Origin of the sequence: Clostridioides sp. ZZV14-6154 (assembly GCF_020657785.1) — a bacterium.
Lineage (GTDB): Bacteria > Bacillota > Clostridia > Peptostreptococcales > Peptostreptococcaceae > Clostridioides.
The window spans coordinates 1230333-1248769 of record NZ_JAGWCY010000001.1 but is presented as its reverse complement, the minus strand read 5'-3'; the positions used below and the strand labels follow the sequence as shown (position 1 = coordinate 1248769).

The following is an 18437-nucleotide window of genomic DNA, read 5'->3' as shown; positions in this document are numbered from 1 at the left end:
GGTTAATTATGAATTTAGCTAAAGTATTTAAAAATGGGCTAATAGATGAGAACCCAACATTTGTGCAAGTTATAGGTATGTGTCCAACACTAGCCGTTACAACTTCAGCAATAAATGGAATTGGTATGGGTCTTTCAACAGCAGCAGTTTTAATATGTGCAAATCTAGTTATATCTTTAATAAGAAAAATTACACCAGATAAGATAAGAATACCTATATTTGTAGTAATTATAGCTACATTTGTTACAATAGTAGGAATGGTTTTAAAAGCATATGTTCCTGCTCTTGATAAGGCTCTTGGTATATATATACCATTAATAGTTGTTAACTGTTTAATACTAGCTCGTGCAGAAAGTTTTGCTTTTAAAACTGGTCCACTAGCTTCAATTGTTGATGGTGTAGGTCAAGGTCTTGGATTTACTGTTGCACTTACAATAATAGGTGCAGTTAGAGAATTACTTGGAAATGGTAGTTTATTTGGAATGACTTTATTTGGAGCATCTTTCCAACCAGTATTAATATTTATATTACCACCAGGTGCATTCTTAACATTAGGATTCTTATTTGCAGGATTTAATAAATTAAGAAGTAAAAAAGCGTAGTGGAGGTGTAATAAATGAATTTAATACTTTTATTTTTAAGTATCGTTCTTGTTAATAACGTTATAACATCTCAGTTCTTGGGTATATGTCCTTTCTTAGGAGTTTCTAAGAAAGTTGATACAGCAGTAGGGATGGGAGTTGCAGTTACATTCGTTCTAACTCTAGCTTCAATTATAACTTATTTTATACAAATTTTATTAGTAAAGACTGGAACTGAATTTTTACAAACAATAGCTTTTATTTTAGTTATAGCTTCTATAGTTCAGTTCGTTGAAATGGTAATTCAAAAGATGAGTCCATCTTTATATCAAGCATTAGGAGTTTACTTACCTCTTATAACTACAAACTGTGCAGTTCTTGGTATAGCTCTAGTTAATGTTCAAAAAAGTTATAACTTAGTAGAAACAATAATAAACGGATTTGGAGCAGGAGCAGGATTTACTTTAGCAATAGTAATATTCGCAGGTATAAGAGAAAGACTAGAATTAGCTGATATACCAGAAGCGTTTAAAGGTTTCCCTATAACACTTATATCAGCAAGTTTAATGTCAATAGCTTTCTTAGGATTTACAGGACTTATAAAGCTATAAAAAAGAGGGGTGAAAATAGTGATACTTACGGCTGTAGTAGTTTTAGGAATTATGGGCTTAATCTTCGGGATAGTATTAGATTTTGCTTCTAAAAAGTTTGCTGTAGAAGTAGACGAAAGAGTGGAAGCTATACTAGGAGTACTTCCAGGTGCTAACTGTGGTGGTTGTGGATTTCCAGGATGTGGAGGTCTTGCAAGTGCGATAGTTGAAGGAAAAGCACCAGTTAATGGTTGTCCTGTAGGTGGAGCAGATGTTGGTGTAAAAGTTGGAGAAATAATGGGAGTAAGTGCTGAAGCAGGTGAAAAACAAGTAGCAAAAGTTATTTGTAAAGGAACTTGTTCAAGCGCAAAAGATAAATATGTGTATGAAGGAATATCTGATTGTAGAGCAGCAAATGTTTTAAATTCAGGAGCTAAAATGTGTAAGTTTGGATGTTTAGGTCTTGGAACATGTAAGACTGTTTGTAAATTTGATGCTATTTCTATAGTTGATGGAGTAGCAGTAATAGATGAAGAAAAATGTGTTAATTGTGGAAAATGTAAAGAAGCATGCCCTAAGGGTATAATAATTACAAAACCAGAAAGCCAATCAATAGTTGTAGAATGTAATAGCAAAGAATTTGGTAAAGCTGTTAAAGAAAAATGTACTGCTGGATGTATTGGTTGCGGAATGTGTGTAAAAGCTTGTCAATTTGATGCAATAATATTTGAAAACAAAATAGCTAAAATAGACCCTAGCAAGTGTGTAGGTTGTATGCAATGTGTAGAAAAATGCCCTACAAAAGTAATTTCAGGTGATATAGCTAAGAGAAAGAAAGTTACTATTGACCAAGAACTTTGTGTAGGATGTACAGTGTGCAAAAAACAATGTAAGTTTGATGCAATAGAAGGTGAATTAAAAGAAAAACATAAGGTAGATGCAGACAAATGTGTAGGATGCCATTTATGTATGGAAAAATGTCCAAAGAAAGCTATTAAAATTTTGTAATATGGACAAAATAAAGATATGGAATAATTTCCATATCTCTAATGAGTACATAAAACAGAGGTATGGAATAATTTCCATACCTCTATTTTATGTATATTTATTTTATTGGTAATAAATATAACAATAGTGTAACAAAAAAGGTTCGACATTTCTGTTGAATTTTTTACAATATAGTGATAGACTAAATAGGTACAAATTACGTACAAATGAGGTGAATAAATGAATATAATCTTGGCATCAGCCTCTCCAAGAAGGAAAGAAATTCTAGAGAATACAAATGTAAGATTTGATATAATTAAAAGTGAAATTGATGAGATTATATTGGAAGGTGAAGCACCAAAACATTTAGTTATGAGATTAGCTTTTGAAAAAAGTATGTCTGTAGCATCTAAACATAAGGAAGATGTTGTTATTGGAGCTGATACTGTTGTTGTTTTAGATAATGCTATTTTAGGAAAGCCTAAAGATGAGTCTTGTGCAAGAGACATGTTAAGGAGACTATCTGGAAGAGAGCATCAAGTCATAACAGGTATTAGCTTAATAAACTTGTGCAGAGATAAAAAAATAATTGACTATGTAATCAGCGATGTAAAATTTAAAACGTTATCAGAAAAAGATATTGAGGATTATCTGAAAACTAAAGAGTCATTTGACAAAGCAGGAGCTTATGGAATACAAGGATATGGAGCCTTGCTAGTTGAAGAAATTAGAGGAGATTATTTTAATATAGTTGGACTTCCAATTTCAAGGTTAGGTGACTTGCTAAAGGAACATTTTAATATAAATCTTTTTTATGGAGTGTGATTTATCTGAAAAAGTCATTTAATTCAACCATTAAGGTAAAAGAAATGGCACTAGAGGAAAGACCCAGAGAAAAGATGCTTGCTGAAGGAGTAAAAAGCTTATCAAATGCTGAATTGTTGGCTATACTTTTAAGAACTGGTAACAAACATAAAAACGCCATCGAGTTAGCTAACTATATAATAAATAGAGATATTCAGGGTATTAGACATTTAGAAGAAATGACAATAGAGGAGCTGTGTAATATAGATGGAATTGGATTGTCAAAATCAGCCCAAATTAAAGCAGCTTTAGAACTAGGCTTTAGAGTAGCTAGTTTTAAACCTATGAAGTATAAAATAAAAAATCCTTGGGATATACATAAATATTATATGAATAGTCTGAGGTATTTGAAAAAAGAGGTTTTTAAGGCAGTTCTTTTAAATACAAAAAATGAGATAATATCTGATGTAGATGTATCTGTAGGGACTTTAAACTCATCATTAGTCCATCCTAGAGAAGTTTTTAAAGAAGCTATAAAGAGAAGTGCAAGTAAAATAATAGTGATGCATAATCACCCCTCAGGAAGTGTAGAACCATCAAAGGAAGATAAAAATATTACATCCAGACTTATTAAATGTGGAGAAATAATTGGGATTGAAATAATTGACCATATAATAATTGGAGATGGATTATACTTTAGCTTTAAAGAAAATATGATAATTTGACTTTATATGTGATAAAATAGTAGGAGAATGTTTTAAACATGATTCTTAATTAGTAGGAAGGAGTAAAATCATGGCTAAGGAAAAAAAGAAAGAAAAAAGAGGTTTTTTTAGTTTTAACAAGATGACAAAGGATATGGGAATAGATTTAGGGACTGCAAATACATTAGTTTACATAAAAGGACAAGGTATTGTTGTTAGAGAACCCTCAGTTGTTGCAATAAGAGATGACAGTAAAGAAGTTTTAGCAGTAGGTGAAGAAGCTAAAAAAATGATAGGTAGAACACCAGGAAATATAGTGGCTATAAGACCAATGAAAGATGGAGTAATAGCTGACTTTGATATAACTCAATCAATGATTAGTTACTTTATACAAAAAGCAGCTGACAAAAAAGGTGTTGTAAGTCCAAGAATAGCTATATGTGTTCCTTTTGGAGTTACAGAAGTTGAAAAGAGAGCTATAGAAGAAGCTGCAAGACAAGCTGGTGCTAAAGATGCGTTCCTTATAGAAGAACCAATGGCAGCGGCTATAGGAGCTGGATTAAAGGTTGAAGAACCAGAAGGTAATATGGTAGTTGATATCGGTGGAGGTACTTCAGAAATAGCTGTAATATCTCTAGGAGGAATTGTTACTGCTAAATCTATAAGAATTGGTGGAGACGAATTTGATGAGTCTATAGTTGCCTATGTAAAAAAAGAATATAATCTTATGATAGGTGAAAGAACTGCTGAAAATGTTAAGATTAGCATAGGATCTACATTTAAAGATGATGAAGAAATAAATATGCAAATAAGAGGTAGAGATTTAATATCAGGATTACCTAAAACAATAGAAATATGTTCTACAGAAGTTAGAGAAGCATTAAAAGAGCCTGTGAGTTCAATAGTAGATGCTATAAAATCTACATTAGAAAAAACTCCACCAGAATTAGCATCAGACATAATGGAAAACGGAATAATGCTAACAGGAGGGGGAGCTATGCTTAGAGGCCTTGATAAACTTATTACACAAGAGACAGGAATGTCTGTTCAAATAGCAGAAGCTCCTCTTGATTGTGTTGCACTTGGAACAGGAAAATCTGTTGAAGACCAAGAAATTTTTGAAAAAGTATTAATGATGAATGCTAAAAATTAGAAGTTGGTGATGGCCTTGAGATTTGACAAGAATAAAAATGAGAAAAAAAGGATTAATGTTAAAGTGATAGCAACGGGCGTAGTTGCTATCACTTTAATTGGAATTGTGGGTATATCAATTGGTAAGTTTTCAAATGGAAGCCCAGTAAATTTAGGAATAGCATCAGATGCTATTACAAGTGTAGGAAAAGGAGTAAATGATGGATTTTCATTTATAAAAAATGGTTTTAAAGATATCTTAAATTATAGAGATAACTCTGAGAAGGTAAAAAAATTAGAATCAGAAAATGAAAAACTTAAAAAAGATGTTATAGCCTTGAATACCAAATTAGATAAGACAGAATCATTAGAAGAATTAAAGAAGACACTTAACTTTGTAGAGGAAAAATATAAAGCAACAAGTATCTCTACAAGTGTTGTAGGTAAAAATGATGGAAATTGGTATGAGAGTTTTATAATAGGTGCGGGAAAAAATTCAGGTGTAAAAAAAGAAAGTATAGTTATGAATGGCAGTGGTCTAGTTGGTATAGTTTATGAAGTTTCTAACGATTATAGTAAGGCAATTTCACTATTAGATTCTAAATCATCTGTAAGTTTTAAATTAGCAAAAAATGCTAGTGCTAAAGGCGCGATTACTCAAAATACTACTTTAGACAATAAGGATAGTTATAATAGTAAAGGCTACTTACAAGGTTATATGTTTGATTCATCATATAATGTAATTCAAGGAGATATAGTAACAACATCTGGTCTTGGATTTTTCCCAGAAGGCATACCAATTGGTGAGGTTGAAAAGGTAATTGATGATAAAGATAAATCACTAAAATATGTAGTTGTAAAACCTTATGTTGATTTTAAGAATATAGATGACGTTGTAGTCATAGAACCAAGAAATATAGGATAAAGGGGATAAAAAACAATGAAAAAAGTTTTACTTTGTCTATTGGGTATTGTGGTTATGACTATAGAGAATAGTATAACAAATTATATAAATATTTTTGGTATAAGTTTTAATTTAGTTCTTATATATGTGACTATAATTTCTCTTTATTTGGATGAATTAGAGGGTGGAATTATAGCAGCCATAATAGGGCTTATTAAGGACATAACCATTGGTGGAATTCTTGGTGTAAATGCATTAGTTTTGTTTGTTATTGCATATGCGATTGGGCACATGAGGGATCAACTATATAAAGGTAGCTATATTATTACTTTCGTTTTGGTTTTAATAGGAAGTTTAATTGATTCAATTGTCAATATAGGTACATCTAGTATAATCTATCAAAGCTATAGCATATCAACACTTTTAGTAAAGGGTCTACTAGTAGCACCAATAGTGAATAGTTTAATTGGTTTAATAATATATCGCTTGTCTAAAAGAGCAGTTTTAAAACTTAAAGAAGATTAGTTGGTGATTTCATGGAAGAAAATAAACAAGTTGATAGATTGAAAATAATGAAAATAGTCATAAGTTTGATATTTTTAGCTATTTTAGTAAAAATAGTCTACATGACTACATTTAAATATGAATACTACAATGAGTTAGCTGAAAATAAAACATATAAAAAATTGGCAATAGAAGCTCCAAGAGGAGAAATAAAAGACAGATATGGAAGATTGCTAGCAGGAAATAAAAATTTATTTACGGTTCAGGTTTCAGGTAACGATATTAATAAAAAAGATGCTAATAAGCGTTCAAGAGCAAATGAAATATCATTGAAGCTTATAAATTTACTTGAGAAAAATGGTGAAGAATATGTAGATGAATTTCCTATATATGTAGAAAATGGAAAGTACTATTATACATATGACAGAGAGATTAGAGAATATAAATCAGAAAATGGAATACCAAGTGATTATAATGCTAAAGAGAGTTTTTATTACTTGGTAGATAAACTTATATCAGCAGGAATCTTGTCTCAAGAAGATAAAAGGCTAGATGCAACAAAATTACAAGCAAAACTAAATGAAAATGGATACTATCCTCCTATTTTAGTTAGTAAATGGATGTTTACAGCAGAGAGAGATAAGAGAGATTGGTTGGCCAGTTATAAAATAAAAGAGACTAATTTAAGTGCTGAAAAAGCGTTTGAAAAAGTAAGAAATAGTGATGCATTTAAGATTGATAAAAGTTTAAGTAATGAAGATGCAAGAAAAATAATGGTTGTAAGAGACTTAATAAAATCAAAAGGATATTCTCAATATAATCCAGTAACAATTGCAAAAGATGTAGGAGAAACTACCATTGCACAGATTGAAGAAAGTGCTATGGACCTTGTTGGTGTTTCAGTAGCAGTTGAACCAGTGAGATATTATCCTAATGGAACTTTAGCTTCACATATGTTAGGGTATGTAGGAAAAATGCCATCAACTCAAATAGAATCATATCTACAAAAAGGATATAAAACAGGAGATATGGTAGGTCTTGCAGGAGTAGAAAAAAGTAATGAAAGCAAGCTAAGAGGAACTGATGGTTATAAAATGGTTAAAGTTGATGCATTGGGTAGAATCAGCAAAGAGATTGAATCTAAAAAACCTAAATCAGGAGATACTGTATACCTTACATTAGATAAAGATTTACAAGAGGTTTCAGATAATGCATTGAAACAGATAATAGAAGTTGCTTCAAAAGGAGGTACTTTTAAAAGTAAGTTTGGGGATAAGCCAATTAGTGCATATGCAGGAAAGGCACAATCAGCAGCTCTTATAGCTATTGATGTTAAAAATGGAGAAGTTTTAGCTTCATCAAGTTATCCTGACTATGACCCAAATAAATTTGCAAAAGGTATTTCTACAGAAGACTATAAAGCACTACAACCAAAGAATCCAAATGACTTACTAGCAGGAAGTCCACTATTAAACTTGGTTACACAAGGGGAATTCCAGCCAGGTTCTTCATTTAAGATGGTAACCTCAATGGCAGCTTTAGAAAATGGCCTAAATCCAAATTTCACTATAAATGACCCTGGAGTTATTATGCTAGGGAAAAAATCATTTGGGGACTATGTGTGGAACCATGGTAGAGGAAATCATGGTATGACAAATTTATATAAAGCTATACAAGAGTCTTGTAACATATACATGGCAACTATTGGTACAGGTAAGACATGGCCAGATGGAAAAAGTATTGGCATAGATATGAATGCAAATAAGATACTTGAGTATGCAAAATTATTTGGATTAGATGAAAATACTGGGCTTGAAGACGAAGTAGAAGAAAGAGCAGGTAAGGTGCCTAGTACAGAGGATAAATTAAAATCAACACAAGCATTGTTAAAATCAGCTTTAGATAGAGAAATGGCCAATGACTTTGTTGATATAACTAGAGATAAAAATCCTAAAGAATACGAAAAAAGAATCGATGAAATTGTAAGTTGGGCAGCTGAAAAGAAAACTCCTGGTAGAGTAGAAACAATGAATAGATTGAAAAAATTGGACGTTAAAGAAAATAGAGTGGAAGATGTAGCAGATATGGCAGTATTTAGTTACTTTAACTTTGCAAAATGGAGTACTGCTGATACATTCAACTTAGCTATAGGGCAAGGTGAAAATGCCTATACACCAGCTCAAATATCAAGATACGTAGCTGCTATAGCAAATGGAGGTAATTTAGTAGAATTATCTGTAGTTGATAGAGCTGTTTCAAGTGATTATTCATCAGTAAAAATCAATGACCAAAAGAAAGTGGAAAAAATAGCTTTCAAAAATCCTGATAATCTAAAGGAACTAACAAAAGGTATGAAATTGGTTGCTAGACAAGGTACAGCAAAAAGTGCTTTTGCTGATTTCCCAATAGATGTAGCAGCAAAGACTGGTACAGCTGAGAAAAGTGGTAAAATACCTACAGATAATGAATATGAATATTTAAAGAGTCATATGTCATCTTATAATGTTAATCTAAATGATGCAATTAAAATGGCTGATAAGATGAAGGCAGAAAAAGAAAAAGAACTTTCATTAGCTAAAGAAAAAGAAATAAAGAAAAAATTAGAAAATAAAGATTTAAAAGACGAAGAAAGAAAGAAATTAGAAGAAGAATTAGAAGATGGAGTAAAAGTTAAATTAGAGGATACTGATAAAGTGAATTCTTCATATTTAAGAAAAGCTATAAAAGAATTAAATCCAAAAATAACAGATGACCAAATAGATAAGTTTAAAGCAGATTATGGTTCTTTTACATGGACTGTTGCATTTGCACCAGCAGATGACCCAGAAATAGCTGTTGTATGTGTAATTCCTCAAGGGGATTCAAGTGTATTCTCACTTTTACCAACTAGAGAAGTTATTGGAACATATATGGGATTAGAGCCAACTAATGGCAAAAAAGACAACAAGACGGATGATGTTAATAATTCTTCTGACGAAAATATAAATTTCGAGTCACAAATCAATAGATAAGCTAAATCCATTTATAAACTTTAGCTTTATGTAGAAAAAATAAAAGGGTTTAAAGCGCATTTGAAGAATATAAATGATATATCACTCTGGAGGTTGTTATGTCTTTAAGAGAAATTTGTAGTCAAGAACTAGTAGAGTTCAAGGGTAATAAAAGAGGGATAATAGTAAATATAAAAAGAGAAGCTCCATTTGAAGAAATACAAGAAAATATAATAAACAAATTGGAAGCATATGTTGGTTTTTTTAATGGTGCTAAAATTAGTAAAATTAACAGTGATTATTTGACTGACATGGAGATTTTAGAATTAAAAGAAGGAATTACTTCTAGATTTGATGTAGAATTTGTTGAAGATCAAAAAATTGAAGAAGATAATAATTTTCAAACAAAATATGTCAATACCCTAAGATCTGGTGAAAATATTGAATTTGAAGGTGATGTAGTCATATTAAATGATATGAGACCTGGTTCAAAGGTCATTTCAAAATCAAATACAGTTGTTATGGGAGATATAAATGCTGGCGCTAAGGTTGTAGCAGGAGGAAATGTTTTTGTAATGGGTAAAATAGAAGGTTTTGTGCATGCAGGTTCAGAGGGTAATGAGTTTGCCTATGTTGTTGCTGGAAATCTTAATCCAAAAATATTGCAAATAGCAGATAATATTGCAGAAGCTCCAGATGATGAAGAAAATTATGAAATTGAATCAGAAATTAGCCCAGAAATAGCCTTTGTGAGTAATGGAAGAATTGTAATCGAAAGCTATTTGTCAAAGTTGGACAAATAGAAAGAAAAATAGGGGGTAGTATTATGAGCGAAGTTATAGTTATAACATCCGGTAAAGGTGGAGTTGGAAAAACTACTACCGCAGCAAACTTAGGAACTGCGCTAAGCCTAGAAAATAAAAAAACTGTAGTTGTAGATGCAGATATTGGACTTAGAAATTTAGATGTAGTAATGGGTCTTGAAAATCGAATAGTTTACGACATAGTAGATGTTGTTGAAGGAACTTGTAGGCTTAAGCAAGCTCTAATAAAAGACAAAAGATTTGATAATCTATATTTATTACCAGCAGCACAAACTAGAGATAAAAATGCTGTATCAGTTGAGCAAATGGTTGACCTATGTGAAAAATTAAAAGAATCTTTCGAGTATGTAATAATAGACTGCCCAGCAGGTATTGAACAAGGATTTAAAAATGCAATAGCAGGTGCAGATAGAGCTATCGTGGTTACAAATCCAGAGATATCAGCAGTAAGAGATGCAGATAGAATAATAGGTCTATTAGAAGCAAATGAAATAAAAGAAATAAGATTAGTTATAAATAGAATTAGAAATGATATGGTTAAGCGTGGAGACATGATGGACAAACAAGATATAATAGAAATACTAGCAATAGATTTATTAGGTCTTGTTCCTGATGATGAGAGTATAATTATATCAACAAATAAAGGGGAACCAGCAATACTTGATTCAAAATCTCTTGCTGGTCAAGCATACAAAAATATCGCAAAAAGGATACTAAATGAAGAAGTTCCTCTACTTGAACTTGAAGTTGAAGATGGATTCTTTGGTAGACTAAAAAAAATGTTTAGCATGGCTAAGTAGCAAAGGAGGATACATCTGTGTTAGATTTATTTAGAGTTTTTTCTAACGAAGCTAAAACTAGTAAATCTGTTGCTAAAGAGAGGTTAAAACTAGTTTTAGTTCATGATAGAGTAGATTGTTCACCACAACTTTTAGAGATGATAAAAACAGATATTTTAAAAGTAATAGCCAACTATGCAGAAATAGAAGAAGATGGCCTTGAAATAAAAATGTCTAAATGCAGAGGTGAACATGATGACAAACCTGTATCTGCATTAGTTGCTAATATACCATTAAAGAATATTAAAGATAGATGTATGTAATTAGTGCTTAAAAGGGGGATATCCTTATTGGTATATGCCCCTTTTATTTAATTATGTGTTTAAAGATAGAAAGACGGTGATTCTTTGAAAAAAATCAATATTAATTATAAGTCGACAATTAAGTTGATAAAACAGTTAGACTGGAAACTTATAGTTACAGTATTAGCTATCTTTATTTTTGGACTTGTTATACTTAGTAGTGCAACACATGCTAATTCTACAGGTTCATATGAGCAATTACTTAAGCAAGGACTAGCTTTTGTGCTTGGAATAGGAATGATTGTAGTCATACTATTTTTTGACTATAATCTTCTAGGAAGGTACTATAAAGCTCTTTATATAATAAGCCTTGTTTTATTAGCTCTTGTTTTATTACCTGGAATTGGTGTAGAAAGAGCTGGAGCAAGGTCTTGGTTAAATTTAGGTCCACTTGATTTGCAAACATCTGAAATAGTCAAATTAACATTTGTACTTAGTTATGCAAAGATACTTGAGACAAAAAAGGATAAATTAAATACATTAAAAGAAGTTATACCTGTTGTAGTTTATTCTCTTCCATTTATTGGATTACTACTTGCTCAACCAGACTTAGGAACAGGAATTGTATTTTGTTGTATGGTATTTGCAATGCTGTTTACAACAGGTCTTAGTTCTAAGCTAATAAAAAGAGGAATAATAATACTATTGGTATCAATGCCATTGATGTATTTAATGATGGCAGACCATCAAAAAGTAAGAATAGAAGCCTTCCTAAATCCAGAAGATATAACATTAAAGGGAAACTATCAGGTTATGCAATCTTTGATAGCAATAGGCTCTGGTGGTATGACTGGAAAAGGTCTATATAATGGAAGTCAGAACCAAGAAGATTTCTTACCAGTACAAGACAGTGACTTTATATTTGCTGTTGTGGGTGAAGAACTTGGTGTAATAGGAATGGCAGTGCTTATAATCTTATTTGCAATATTTCTATTACGGATTTTAGCAATTGCAAGAGATGCTAAGGATTTTTATGGAACCCTCATTGTAGTTGGTGTTATGGGTATGTTTGCTTACCAGATAATCCAAAATATTGCTATGACTGTTGCATTAATTCCAGTAACAGGAGTAACATTACCTTTTGTAAGTTATGGAGGAAGTTCACTATTAACATCTTTAGCCAATTTAGGATTAGTACTAAATGTTTGTATGAGAAGAAAGAAAATAAATTTCTAAGTGTAAGACTTCTAAACATAAATTGAGGAGATTGAGTAGAATGAATATAGCATTAGTAGCACATGACCAAATGAAAAATACTATGGTAGGATTTTGTATAGGTTATGAAGCGATTTTAAAAAAATATGGACTATATGCAACTGGAACTACAGGAAAAAGAATAATGGATGAAACAGAATTAAAGATTACTAGATTGGCATCTGGACCTTTAGGCGGAGACCAGCAAATAGGTTCTTTAATAGTGACACAAGAGATAGATTTAGTTATTTTTTTGAGAGACCCACTTACATCTCAACCTCATGAAACAGATATACAAGCTTTGATAAGACTTTGTGATGTGTACTACGTTCCAATAGCTACAAATCTAGCTTCTGCGGAAATATTTATAAAAGCTCTTGATAGGGGAGAACTATCATGGAGAGAAGTTAGGAAGAACAAAAGTCAGCGTGTCTAATAAAAATAAATAGTATATAAAATTAGAGGTAGCTAAAATAGCTACCTCATTTTAATTTGTTCTATAAGATAAAAACTCTAATATAAGTTTTTTATATAATTTGAATGATGGACTATAGATATATGTCATTTAAATAAAAATAACTATTTAACTAATTTTGCAAATTTTGCACCAAATTCCATACATTCGTTTAATGTTTCTTCACTAGGGAAGAATTTTTTCTTAAGAGATTCTACAGGCATTTTGAATGTCATAGCTTTAAGTAAAGTTTCAGCCATAGTTATACCTTCACCACTCCAACCAAATGAACCAAATACTCCTGCTATCTTACCTTGATTAGCCATTGGGTCTATAACAGAGAATAAATCCCACATAGGTTTAACCATTGTTTTGTTTATAGTTGGAGAACCTAACAGTATTACTTTTGATACTACTAATGTATCATGCATCTCTGTCAATGTCATATTTTCTAAATCATATAATTCAGCTTTTGCACCTTCTTTATCAAGTCCTTCTTTTATCTTTTTAGCCATTTCTAAAGTATTGCTATAAGCTGATAAGTAGAATATAGAAACTTGATTTTGATTAGTTGTATTAATAGCTTCTGTAGACCACTCAACATATCTCTTTACAGCCGCCATTGGGTCTTTAGTAAGCATTGGACCATGAGAAGTCAATATAGTATCAAATTCTATGTTCATTCCTACAACCTTATCTATAGCACTTAAAACGTGCTTAGCAAATGGCTTAACTATGCAATCATAGTAATGTTTAGCTGATTTTAGATAATCTTCACTGTTTACCACTTCTGCATCAACACTTGCAAAGTGACAACCAAATGCATCACAAGTTAAAAGAGTCTTGTCCTCTTCAATGTAAGTAAACATTGTATCAACCCAATGTAAGAATGGAGCAGTTATAAATTTAAGATTTCTCTTACCAATATTTAAAACTTCACCATCTTTTATTACATGACAATTAAAAGGTCTATTTATTTGACCATCTAAGTATAATTTAGCAGCTTTAGTACAATAAACTTCTATATTAGGATTTAAATCTAATAAGTATTTTAAACTACCAGCATGGTCTGGCTCTGTGTGATGGACTACAACATAGTCAATTTTAGCTATATCAGTAACTTCTGATAAATTACTTAAAAATTCATCCTTAAAATTTGCTTTTACTGTGTCAAATAAAACCGTTTTTTCGTCCTTTATTAAGTAAGAATTATAAGTTGTCCCAAACTCAGTTTCCATTATTATATCAAATACTTTTAAACCTTCATCTACTACACCAGTAAAGTAGATATCTTTTTTTACTTCAAAAACTTTACTCATTTTTAACCCTCCTAAAAATTATCATTATATAAATAACATACCCCATTTTGAGGTTAGTGAAACAAAAGATGTCATTATAAGTCACTAAAAACATAGTTTTATGTTTATAATATATCATATTTAGTAAAAAATCTGTATTTTAATAAAAATTTAATAGAAAATATTATTAAATATTTTTAGATATCCTATTTTGTGAATAATATAGCTTTTAAATTCAATATTTTAGTTATATTTTTGATAGAAAATATTTTATCGTGTATAATATTACTTATAAATAAGAATAAAAATAAAGAACTTGTTTGGAGGAATTTTAATAAATGAATAAAGTAGACTTGAAAAAAATCTTAAAAAAAGTAGAAAAGCCTGCTAGATATCTTGGGAATGAAATAAATTCAATTCATAAAGATACTAGTAATAGTGAATTGATAAGATATGCACATTGCTTTCCAGACCTGTATGAAGTTGGTATGAGTCATCTAGGGAGCCATATATTATACGATGTAATAAATAAAAGTGAAGATGTATCTTGTGAGAGAGTGTATTCTCCTGCTGTTGACATGGAAAATATAATGAGAGAAAAAAATATACCATTATTTGCATTAGAGTCAAGAGAGCCTATAACAAACTTTGATTTTGTTACTTTTACACTTCAATATGAACTTTCATACACTAATATCTTAAATATATTAGATTTAGCCAATATACCAATATTAAAAGAAGAAAGAAAATTGGAAGACCCATTTATAATGGTTGGTGGTCCTTGTGCTTATAACTCTGAACCTTTAGCAGATTTTGTAGATGTAGTAATATTAGGTGAAGGTGAAGAAGTTAACTTAGAAGTAGTAAATGAGTATAAAGAGTGGAAGAAAAATAAAACAACTAGAGATGATTTTTTATACAGAATATCAAGTATAGAAGGAGTATACATACCAAGTTTTTATGATGTTAAATACAATGAAGATGGCACAGTTCAAAGTGTAACTCCTAATAGAGAAGGGATTATTAAGAGTCCTACTAAGAGGATAATAAAAGATGTTGAAACTGTAGATTATCCAGAAAAATTAATAGTACCTTATATAGATACTGTTCATGATAGAATAGTGTTAGAATTGTTTAGAGGTTGTACAAGAGGATGTAGATTTTGTCAAGCTGGTATGATATACAGACCAATAAGAGAAAAGAGTGTTGAAAGACTTAAAGAGATACTTGACAAATTAGTTAAAAATACTGGATATGATGAGATATCATTATCATCACTTAGTACAAGTGATTATAGTAAGTTGTCTGAGCTTACTGATTATTTAGTAGACGAATATGCATCTAATAATATAGGAATTTCACTTCCATCACTTAGATTAGACAATTTCTCAATGGAGATTGCTGATAAAATACAACAAGTAAGAAAGTCTGGACTTACTTTTGCTCCAGAGGCAGGAACTCAGAGACTTAGAGACGTTATAAATAAAGGTGTTACAGAAGAAGACTTAGAAAATGCAACAGAAAGAGCTTTTGAAATGGGATGGAATAGTGTTAAACTATATTTTATGATTGGATTGCCAACTGAGACTTATGACGATTTGGATGGAATAGCCAAATTAGCTTATAAAGTTATTGATATTTACAGAAATGTAAATGGAGGAAAGCTAAAGAGAAGCTTTGGTGTTACAGTAAGTACATCTACATTTGTACCAAAACCATTTACACCTTTCCAGTGGCATGGTCAAGATACGACAGAAGAAGTAGTTGATAAGCAAAGACATTTAGTCAATAAATTGAGAAATAACAATATAAAATATAACTACCATGATTCAAAGACTAGCTTAATGGAAGCTGTAGTAGCTAGAGGAGATAGAAAGATAGGAAAAGTTATATATGACGCATTTAAATTAGGTGCAAAATTTGATGGCTGGGCAGAACACTTCAGTTTAGATATATGGAAGGAAGCTATGGAAAAAAATAATCTTTCTATAGATTTCTATGCACATAGAAATAGAGGGTATGAAGAGGTATTCCCTTGGGACCATATAGATGTAGGTGTAAGTAAAAAATTCTTGATTAGAGAAGATGAAAATGCTAAAAAAGAAAAAATCACTTCTGATTGCAGACATAATTGTAATGGTTGTGGAATAAATATACATGATATAGGAAGGGGGCTTTGTTAATATGAGTAAAATAATGAGAGTCAAATTTAAAAAAGAAGGTGATATGATATATATATCACACCTTGACCTTCAAAGATTATTACAAAGAGCATTTAGGAGAGCTGAAATAAATTTATCACATTCTCAAGGGTTTAACCCTCATCCTAAGATGAGTTATGGTAATGCTTTAGCATTAGGAACAGAAAGCCAAGGCGAGTATGTAGATATTGAGATAGAAGATGATTTATCGGTAGATGAGTTTTTAGGTAAAGTGTCAGTTCAACTTCCAGAGGGGATAGAATTTATTAAAGCAAAGGAAATTGATAGACAGACACCTTCTCTTTCTTCTGTGATAGATTATGGAGAGTATCTGTTTAATATAGATTTAAAAAGACCTTTGACTAAAGAATTTGTAAAAAGAAAAGTAATTGACTTTATGAATAATAAAGAAATAATCATAACAAAAAAGAATAAAAAAGGAAAAATGGTTGAAGTTGATATAAGACCTATGATAAGAACTTTTGATGTTTTAAATTTAGAAGATGACCATATTACTCTTACGGCTACTATAGCTACAGGCTCAAAAACTAATTTAAATACTAATATACTTATTCCTAAAATGTTAGAGATGTTTGAACTGGATATTGACCCATTAGAAGTTGATATATTGAGAAGAGATTTATATGTATTAGAAGATGGGGAATTAGTGACTCCTATGTAAGTTCGTGAGAGGTGAAGTTGTGAAGAAGATAGTTATTGAGTCCTTAATAGGGTCTCAGAAAACAGCAGTGCTTGAAGATGGAAAGTTAGTAGAACTTTTTGTTGAAGATAATTTAAATAAAAAAACTGTATCCAATATATATCGTGGAATTGTAAAAAAAGTTATACCAGGAATAGAAGCATGTTTTGTAGATATTGGATTTAAGAAACTTGCTTATTTACAGTTAAAAAAAGAAAGTACCATAAAATCTGGTCAAGATATTTTGGTTCAAGTAAATAAAGAAGAAATTGGTACTAAGGGTGCAAAATTAAATACTGAAATTAGTATATCTGGAAGGTATATTGTTTATATACCTTCCAACGACAGAACGACGATATCAAATAAAATTACTGATGAAAGAGAAAGATTTAGATTAAAAAAAATTACCAAAGCAGTGAATAAAGAAAATTTGGGGTTAATAATAAGAACTGAAGCTCAAGGATGTACTCATGATGAAATAAAAAAAGATATAGAAGAGTTGAAGTTGAAGTATGATAATATTTTAAAAGAATATAAACTTGGTATAGGACCAAAGTTATTATATAAGTCCTTAGATTTTGCAACTAAATATGTAAAAGACAATGTAAATGATGAGATTGAGTCTATAATTACCAATAATTATGATAAATATTGTGAATTAAAACCTACTTTGAAGCTTATAAATAATGATTATATTGATAAATTATGCCTTGAAGAAAATAAAGATGTATTTGATTTATATAGAATAGAATCTCAAATAGAAAAATTATTAAATGAAAAAGTATGGTTAAAGAGTGGTGGTTATTTAATAATAGAAAAGACAGAAGCTCTTACCGTTATAGATGTAAATACAGGTAAGTTTGTTGGAACTGGTAAACTTGATGAGACTGTTTATAAAACAAATATTGAAGCTGCAAAGGAAATTGTAAGACAACTTAGAATTAGAGATATAGCTGGAATAATAATAATTGATTTTATTGATATGTATAAAAAGAAATATCAAAATGAGGTATTACACATATTAGAGGAAGAGTTTAGTAAAGATAAGAGAAAAGCTGAAGTGTTAGGAATGACAAAACTTGGCTTAGTGGAAGTTGCAAGACGAAGAGAAAAAGAGTCTGTTGATAAGTATTATTTAATGGCTTGCCCATGCTGTGATGGAATGAAAACTATAAAATCTATACATCATATAGTAGATAATGTCGAAAAAGAAATTATGAGAATAAGTGAGCATACAGTTTACAAAAACATAATAATAGAATTCAATGATTTTGTTTTTAAACAAATAAAAGAAGATTATATGGATATAATTGATAAAATTGGTGAAAAATATAATATAAAAATTTCTTTAAACGCAAACAGTGCATTAAAACACAACAAAACAAATGTTATTTTTGATAAAGTAGTTGACAATAAAATGTAAATATTTT

General features: G+C 30.5%; 18 protein-coding genes. 17 read left to right on the top strand and 1 reads right to left on the bottom strand.

The features are described 5' to 3' along the window. The first annotated feature begins 8 nt into the window (after positions 1-8). The 14 genes from rsxE (at position 9) to KGF45_RS06055 (ending at position 12790) form a co-directional block, all read left to right on the top strand. Positions 9-602 (top strand): electron transport complex subunit RsxE, encoded by a 594-nt coding sequence (gene rsxE, locus KGF45_RS06120; protein ID WP_227827069.1) that lies wholly within the window; start codon positions 9-11, stop codon positions 600-602. A gap of 14 nt (positions 603-616) precedes the next feature. Then, positions 617-1192 carry an electron transport complex subunit RsxA gene (rsxA, locus tag KGF45_RS06115; protein WP_054269663.1) on the top strand — a complete coding sequence of 192 codons (576 nt, stop codon included), beginning with the start codon at positions 617-619 and terminating at the stop codon, positions 1190-1192. Positions 1193-1207: 15 nt separating this feature from the next. Continuing rightward, the gene (locus KGF45_RS06110) at positions 1208-2179 is read left to right on the top strand and encodes an RnfABCDGE type electron transport complex subunit B (RefSeq protein WP_227827469.1); all 972 of its coding nucleotides are present in this window, start codon (positions 1208-1210) and stop codon (positions 2177-2179) included. 219 nt (positions 2180-2398) lie between these two features. Further along, positions 2399-2983, top strand: coding sequence for a Maf family protein (locus tag KGF45_RS06105; RefSeq protein WP_227827070.1), 585 nt, complete (start codon positions 2399-2401; stop codon positions 2981-2983). A 44-nt stretch (positions 2984-3027) separates the two neighbouring features. Continuing rightward, positions 3028-3687: a RadC family protein gene (gene radC / locus KGF45_RS06100; protein ID WP_227827470.1), complete on the top strand. Its 660-nt coding sequence runs from the start codon at positions 3028-3030 to the stop codon at positions 3685-3687. A 70-nt stretch (positions 3688-3757) separates the two neighbouring features. Further along, complete coding sequence (locus KGF45_RS06095; RefSeq protein WP_285891643.1) at positions 3758-4819, top strand: rod shape-determining protein; 1062 nt, start codon at positions 3758-3760, stop codon at positions 4817-4819. A 9-nt stretch (positions 4820-4828) separates the two neighbouring features. After that, positions 4829-5722, top strand: a complete 894-nt coding sequence (mreC, locus tag KGF45_RS06090) for a rod shape-determining protein MreC (RefSeq protein WP_227827071.1) — start codon at positions 4829-4831, stop codon at positions 5720-5722. Positions 5723-5737: 15 nt separating this feature from the next. Further along, positions 5738-6226 (top strand): rod shape-determining protein MreD, encoded by a 489-nt coding sequence (gene mreD, locus KGF45_RS06085; protein ID WP_227434076.1) that lies wholly within the window; start codon positions 5738-5740, stop codon positions 6224-6226. Between the two features lie 11 nt (positions 6227-6237). Further along, positions 6238-9216 carry a penicillin-binding transpeptidase domain-containing protein gene (locus KGF45_RS06080; protein WP_227827072.1) on the top strand — a complete coding sequence of 993 codons (2979 nt, stop codon included), beginning with the start codon at positions 6238-6240 and terminating at the stop codon, positions 9214-9216. Between the two features lie 98 nt (positions 9217-9314). Then, positions 9315-9998: a septum site-determining protein MinC gene (minC, locus tag KGF45_RS06075; protein WP_227827073.1), complete on the top strand. Its 684-nt coding sequence runs from the start codon at positions 9315-9317 to the stop codon at positions 9996-9998. Between the two features lie 23 nt (positions 9999-10021). Beyond that, on the top strand, positions 10022-10819 hold the full coding sequence (gene minD, locus KGF45_RS06070) for a septum site-determining protein MinD (protein ID WP_227434079.1): 798 nt from the start codon (positions 10022-10024) through the stop codon (positions 10817-10819). Between the two features lie 17 nt (positions 10820-10836). Then, entirely contained in the window at positions 10837-11121 is a 285-nt protein-coding gene (gene minE / locus KGF45_RS06065) for a cell division topological specificity factor MinE (RefSeq protein ID WP_054273171.1), read from the top strand. Positions 11122-11205: 84 nt separating this feature from the next. Next, positions 11206-12336, top strand: coding sequence for a rod shape-determining protein RodA (rodA, locus tag KGF45_RS06060; RefSeq protein WP_227841988.1), 1131 nt, complete (start codon positions 11206-11208; stop codon positions 12334-12336). A gap of 40 nt (positions 12337-12376) precedes the next feature. After that, entirely contained in the window at positions 12377-12790 is a 414-nt protein-coding gene (locus tag KGF45_RS06055; protein ID WP_227841987.1) for a methylglyoxal synthase, read from the top strand. Positions 12791-12933: 143 nt separating this feature from the next. Here KGF45_RS06055 and KGF45_RS06050 read toward each other — a convergent pair whose 3' ends face one another. Continuing rightward, positions 12934-14127 carry an FprA family A-type flavoprotein gene (locus KGF45_RS06050; RefSeq protein WP_227841986.1) on the bottom strand — a complete coding sequence of 398 codons (1194 nt, stop codon included), beginning with the start codon at positions 14125-14127 and terminating at the stop codon, positions 12934-12936. A 317-nt stretch (positions 14128-14444) separates the two neighbouring features. Here KGF45_RS06050 and KGF45_RS06045 point away from each other — a divergent pair, with 317 nt between their 5' ends. Genes KGF45_RS06045 through KGF45_RS06035 form a run of 3 tightly spaced genes read left to right on the top strand, consistent with a single transcriptional unit; the run spans position 14445 to position 18430 of the window. Further along, positions 14445-16289, top strand: coding sequence for a TIGR03960 family B12-binding radical SAM protein (locus KGF45_RS06045; RefSeq protein WP_227827077.1), 1845 nt, complete (start codon positions 14445-14447; stop codon positions 16287-16289). Position 16290: 1 nt separating this feature from the next. After that, complete coding sequence (locus KGF45_RS06040; protein ID WP_227827078.1) at positions 16291-16989, top strand: TIGR03936 family radical SAM-associated protein; 699 nt, start codon at positions 16291-16293, stop codon at positions 16987-16989. Between the two features lie 19 nt (positions 16990-17008). Further along, entirely contained in the window at positions 17009-18430 is a 1422-nt protein-coding gene (locus KGF45_RS06035) for an Rne/Rng family ribonuclease (protein WP_227827079.1), read from the top strand. Positions 18431-18437: the final 7 nt, after the last annotated feature.

Excerpts from the sequence above, each read along its gene's own strand:
- rsxE (WP_227827069.1), top strand. The coding sequence starts at position 9 with ATGAATTTAGCTAAAGTATTTAAAAATGGGCTAATAGATGAGAACCCA.
- rsxA (WP_054269663.1), top strand. The coding sequence starts at position 617 with ATGAATTTAATACTTTTATTTTTAAGTATCGTTCTTGTTAATAACGTT.
- KGF45_RS06105 (WP_227827070.1), top strand. The coding sequence starts at position 2,399 with ATGAATATAATCTTGGCATCAGCCTCTCCAAGAAGGAAAGAAATTCTA.
- radC (WP_227827470.1), top strand. The coding sequence starts at position 3,028 with ATGGCACTAGAGGAAAGACCCAGAGAAAAGATGCTTGCTGAAGGAGTA.
- KGF45_RS06095 (WP_285891643.1), top strand. The coding sequence starts at position 3,758 with ATGGCTAAGGAAAAAAAGAAAGAAAAAAGAGGTTTTTTTAGTTTTAAC.
- mreC (WP_227827071.1), top strand. The coding sequence starts at position 4,829 with ATGGCCTTGAGATTTGACAAGAATAAAAATGAGAAAAAAAGGATTAAT.
- mreD (WP_227434076.1), top strand. The coding sequence starts at position 5,738 with ATGAAAAAAGTTTTACTTTGTCTATTGGGTATTGTGGTTATGACTATA.
- KGF45_RS06080 (WP_227827072.1), top strand. The coding sequence starts at position 6,238 with ATGGAAGAAAATAAACAAGTTGATAGATTGAAAATAATGAAAATAGTC.
- minC (WP_227827073.1), top strand. The coding sequence starts at position 9,315 with ATGTCTTTAAGAGAAATTTGTAGTCAAGAACTAGTAGAGTTCAAGGGT.
- minD (WP_227434079.1), top strand. The coding sequence starts at position 10,022 with ATGAGCGAAGTTATAGTTATAACATCCGGTAAAGGTGGAGTTGGAAAA.
- KGF45_RS06055 (WP_227841987.1), top strand. The coding sequence starts at position 12,377 with ATGAATATAGCATTAGTAGCACATGACCAAATGAAAAATACTATGGTA.
- KGF45_RS06050 (WP_227841986.1), bottom strand. The coding sequence starts at position 14,127 with ATGAGTAAAGTTTTTGAAGTAAAAAAAGATATCTACTTTACTGGTGTA.
- KGF45_RS06045 (WP_227827077.1), top strand. The coding sequence starts at position 14,445 with ATGAATAAAGTAGACTTGAAAAAAATCTTAAAAAAAGTAGAAAAGCCT.
- KGF45_RS06040 (WP_227827078.1), top strand. The coding sequence starts at position 16,291 with ATGAGTAAAATAATGAGAGTCAAATTTAAAAAAGAAGGTGATATGATA.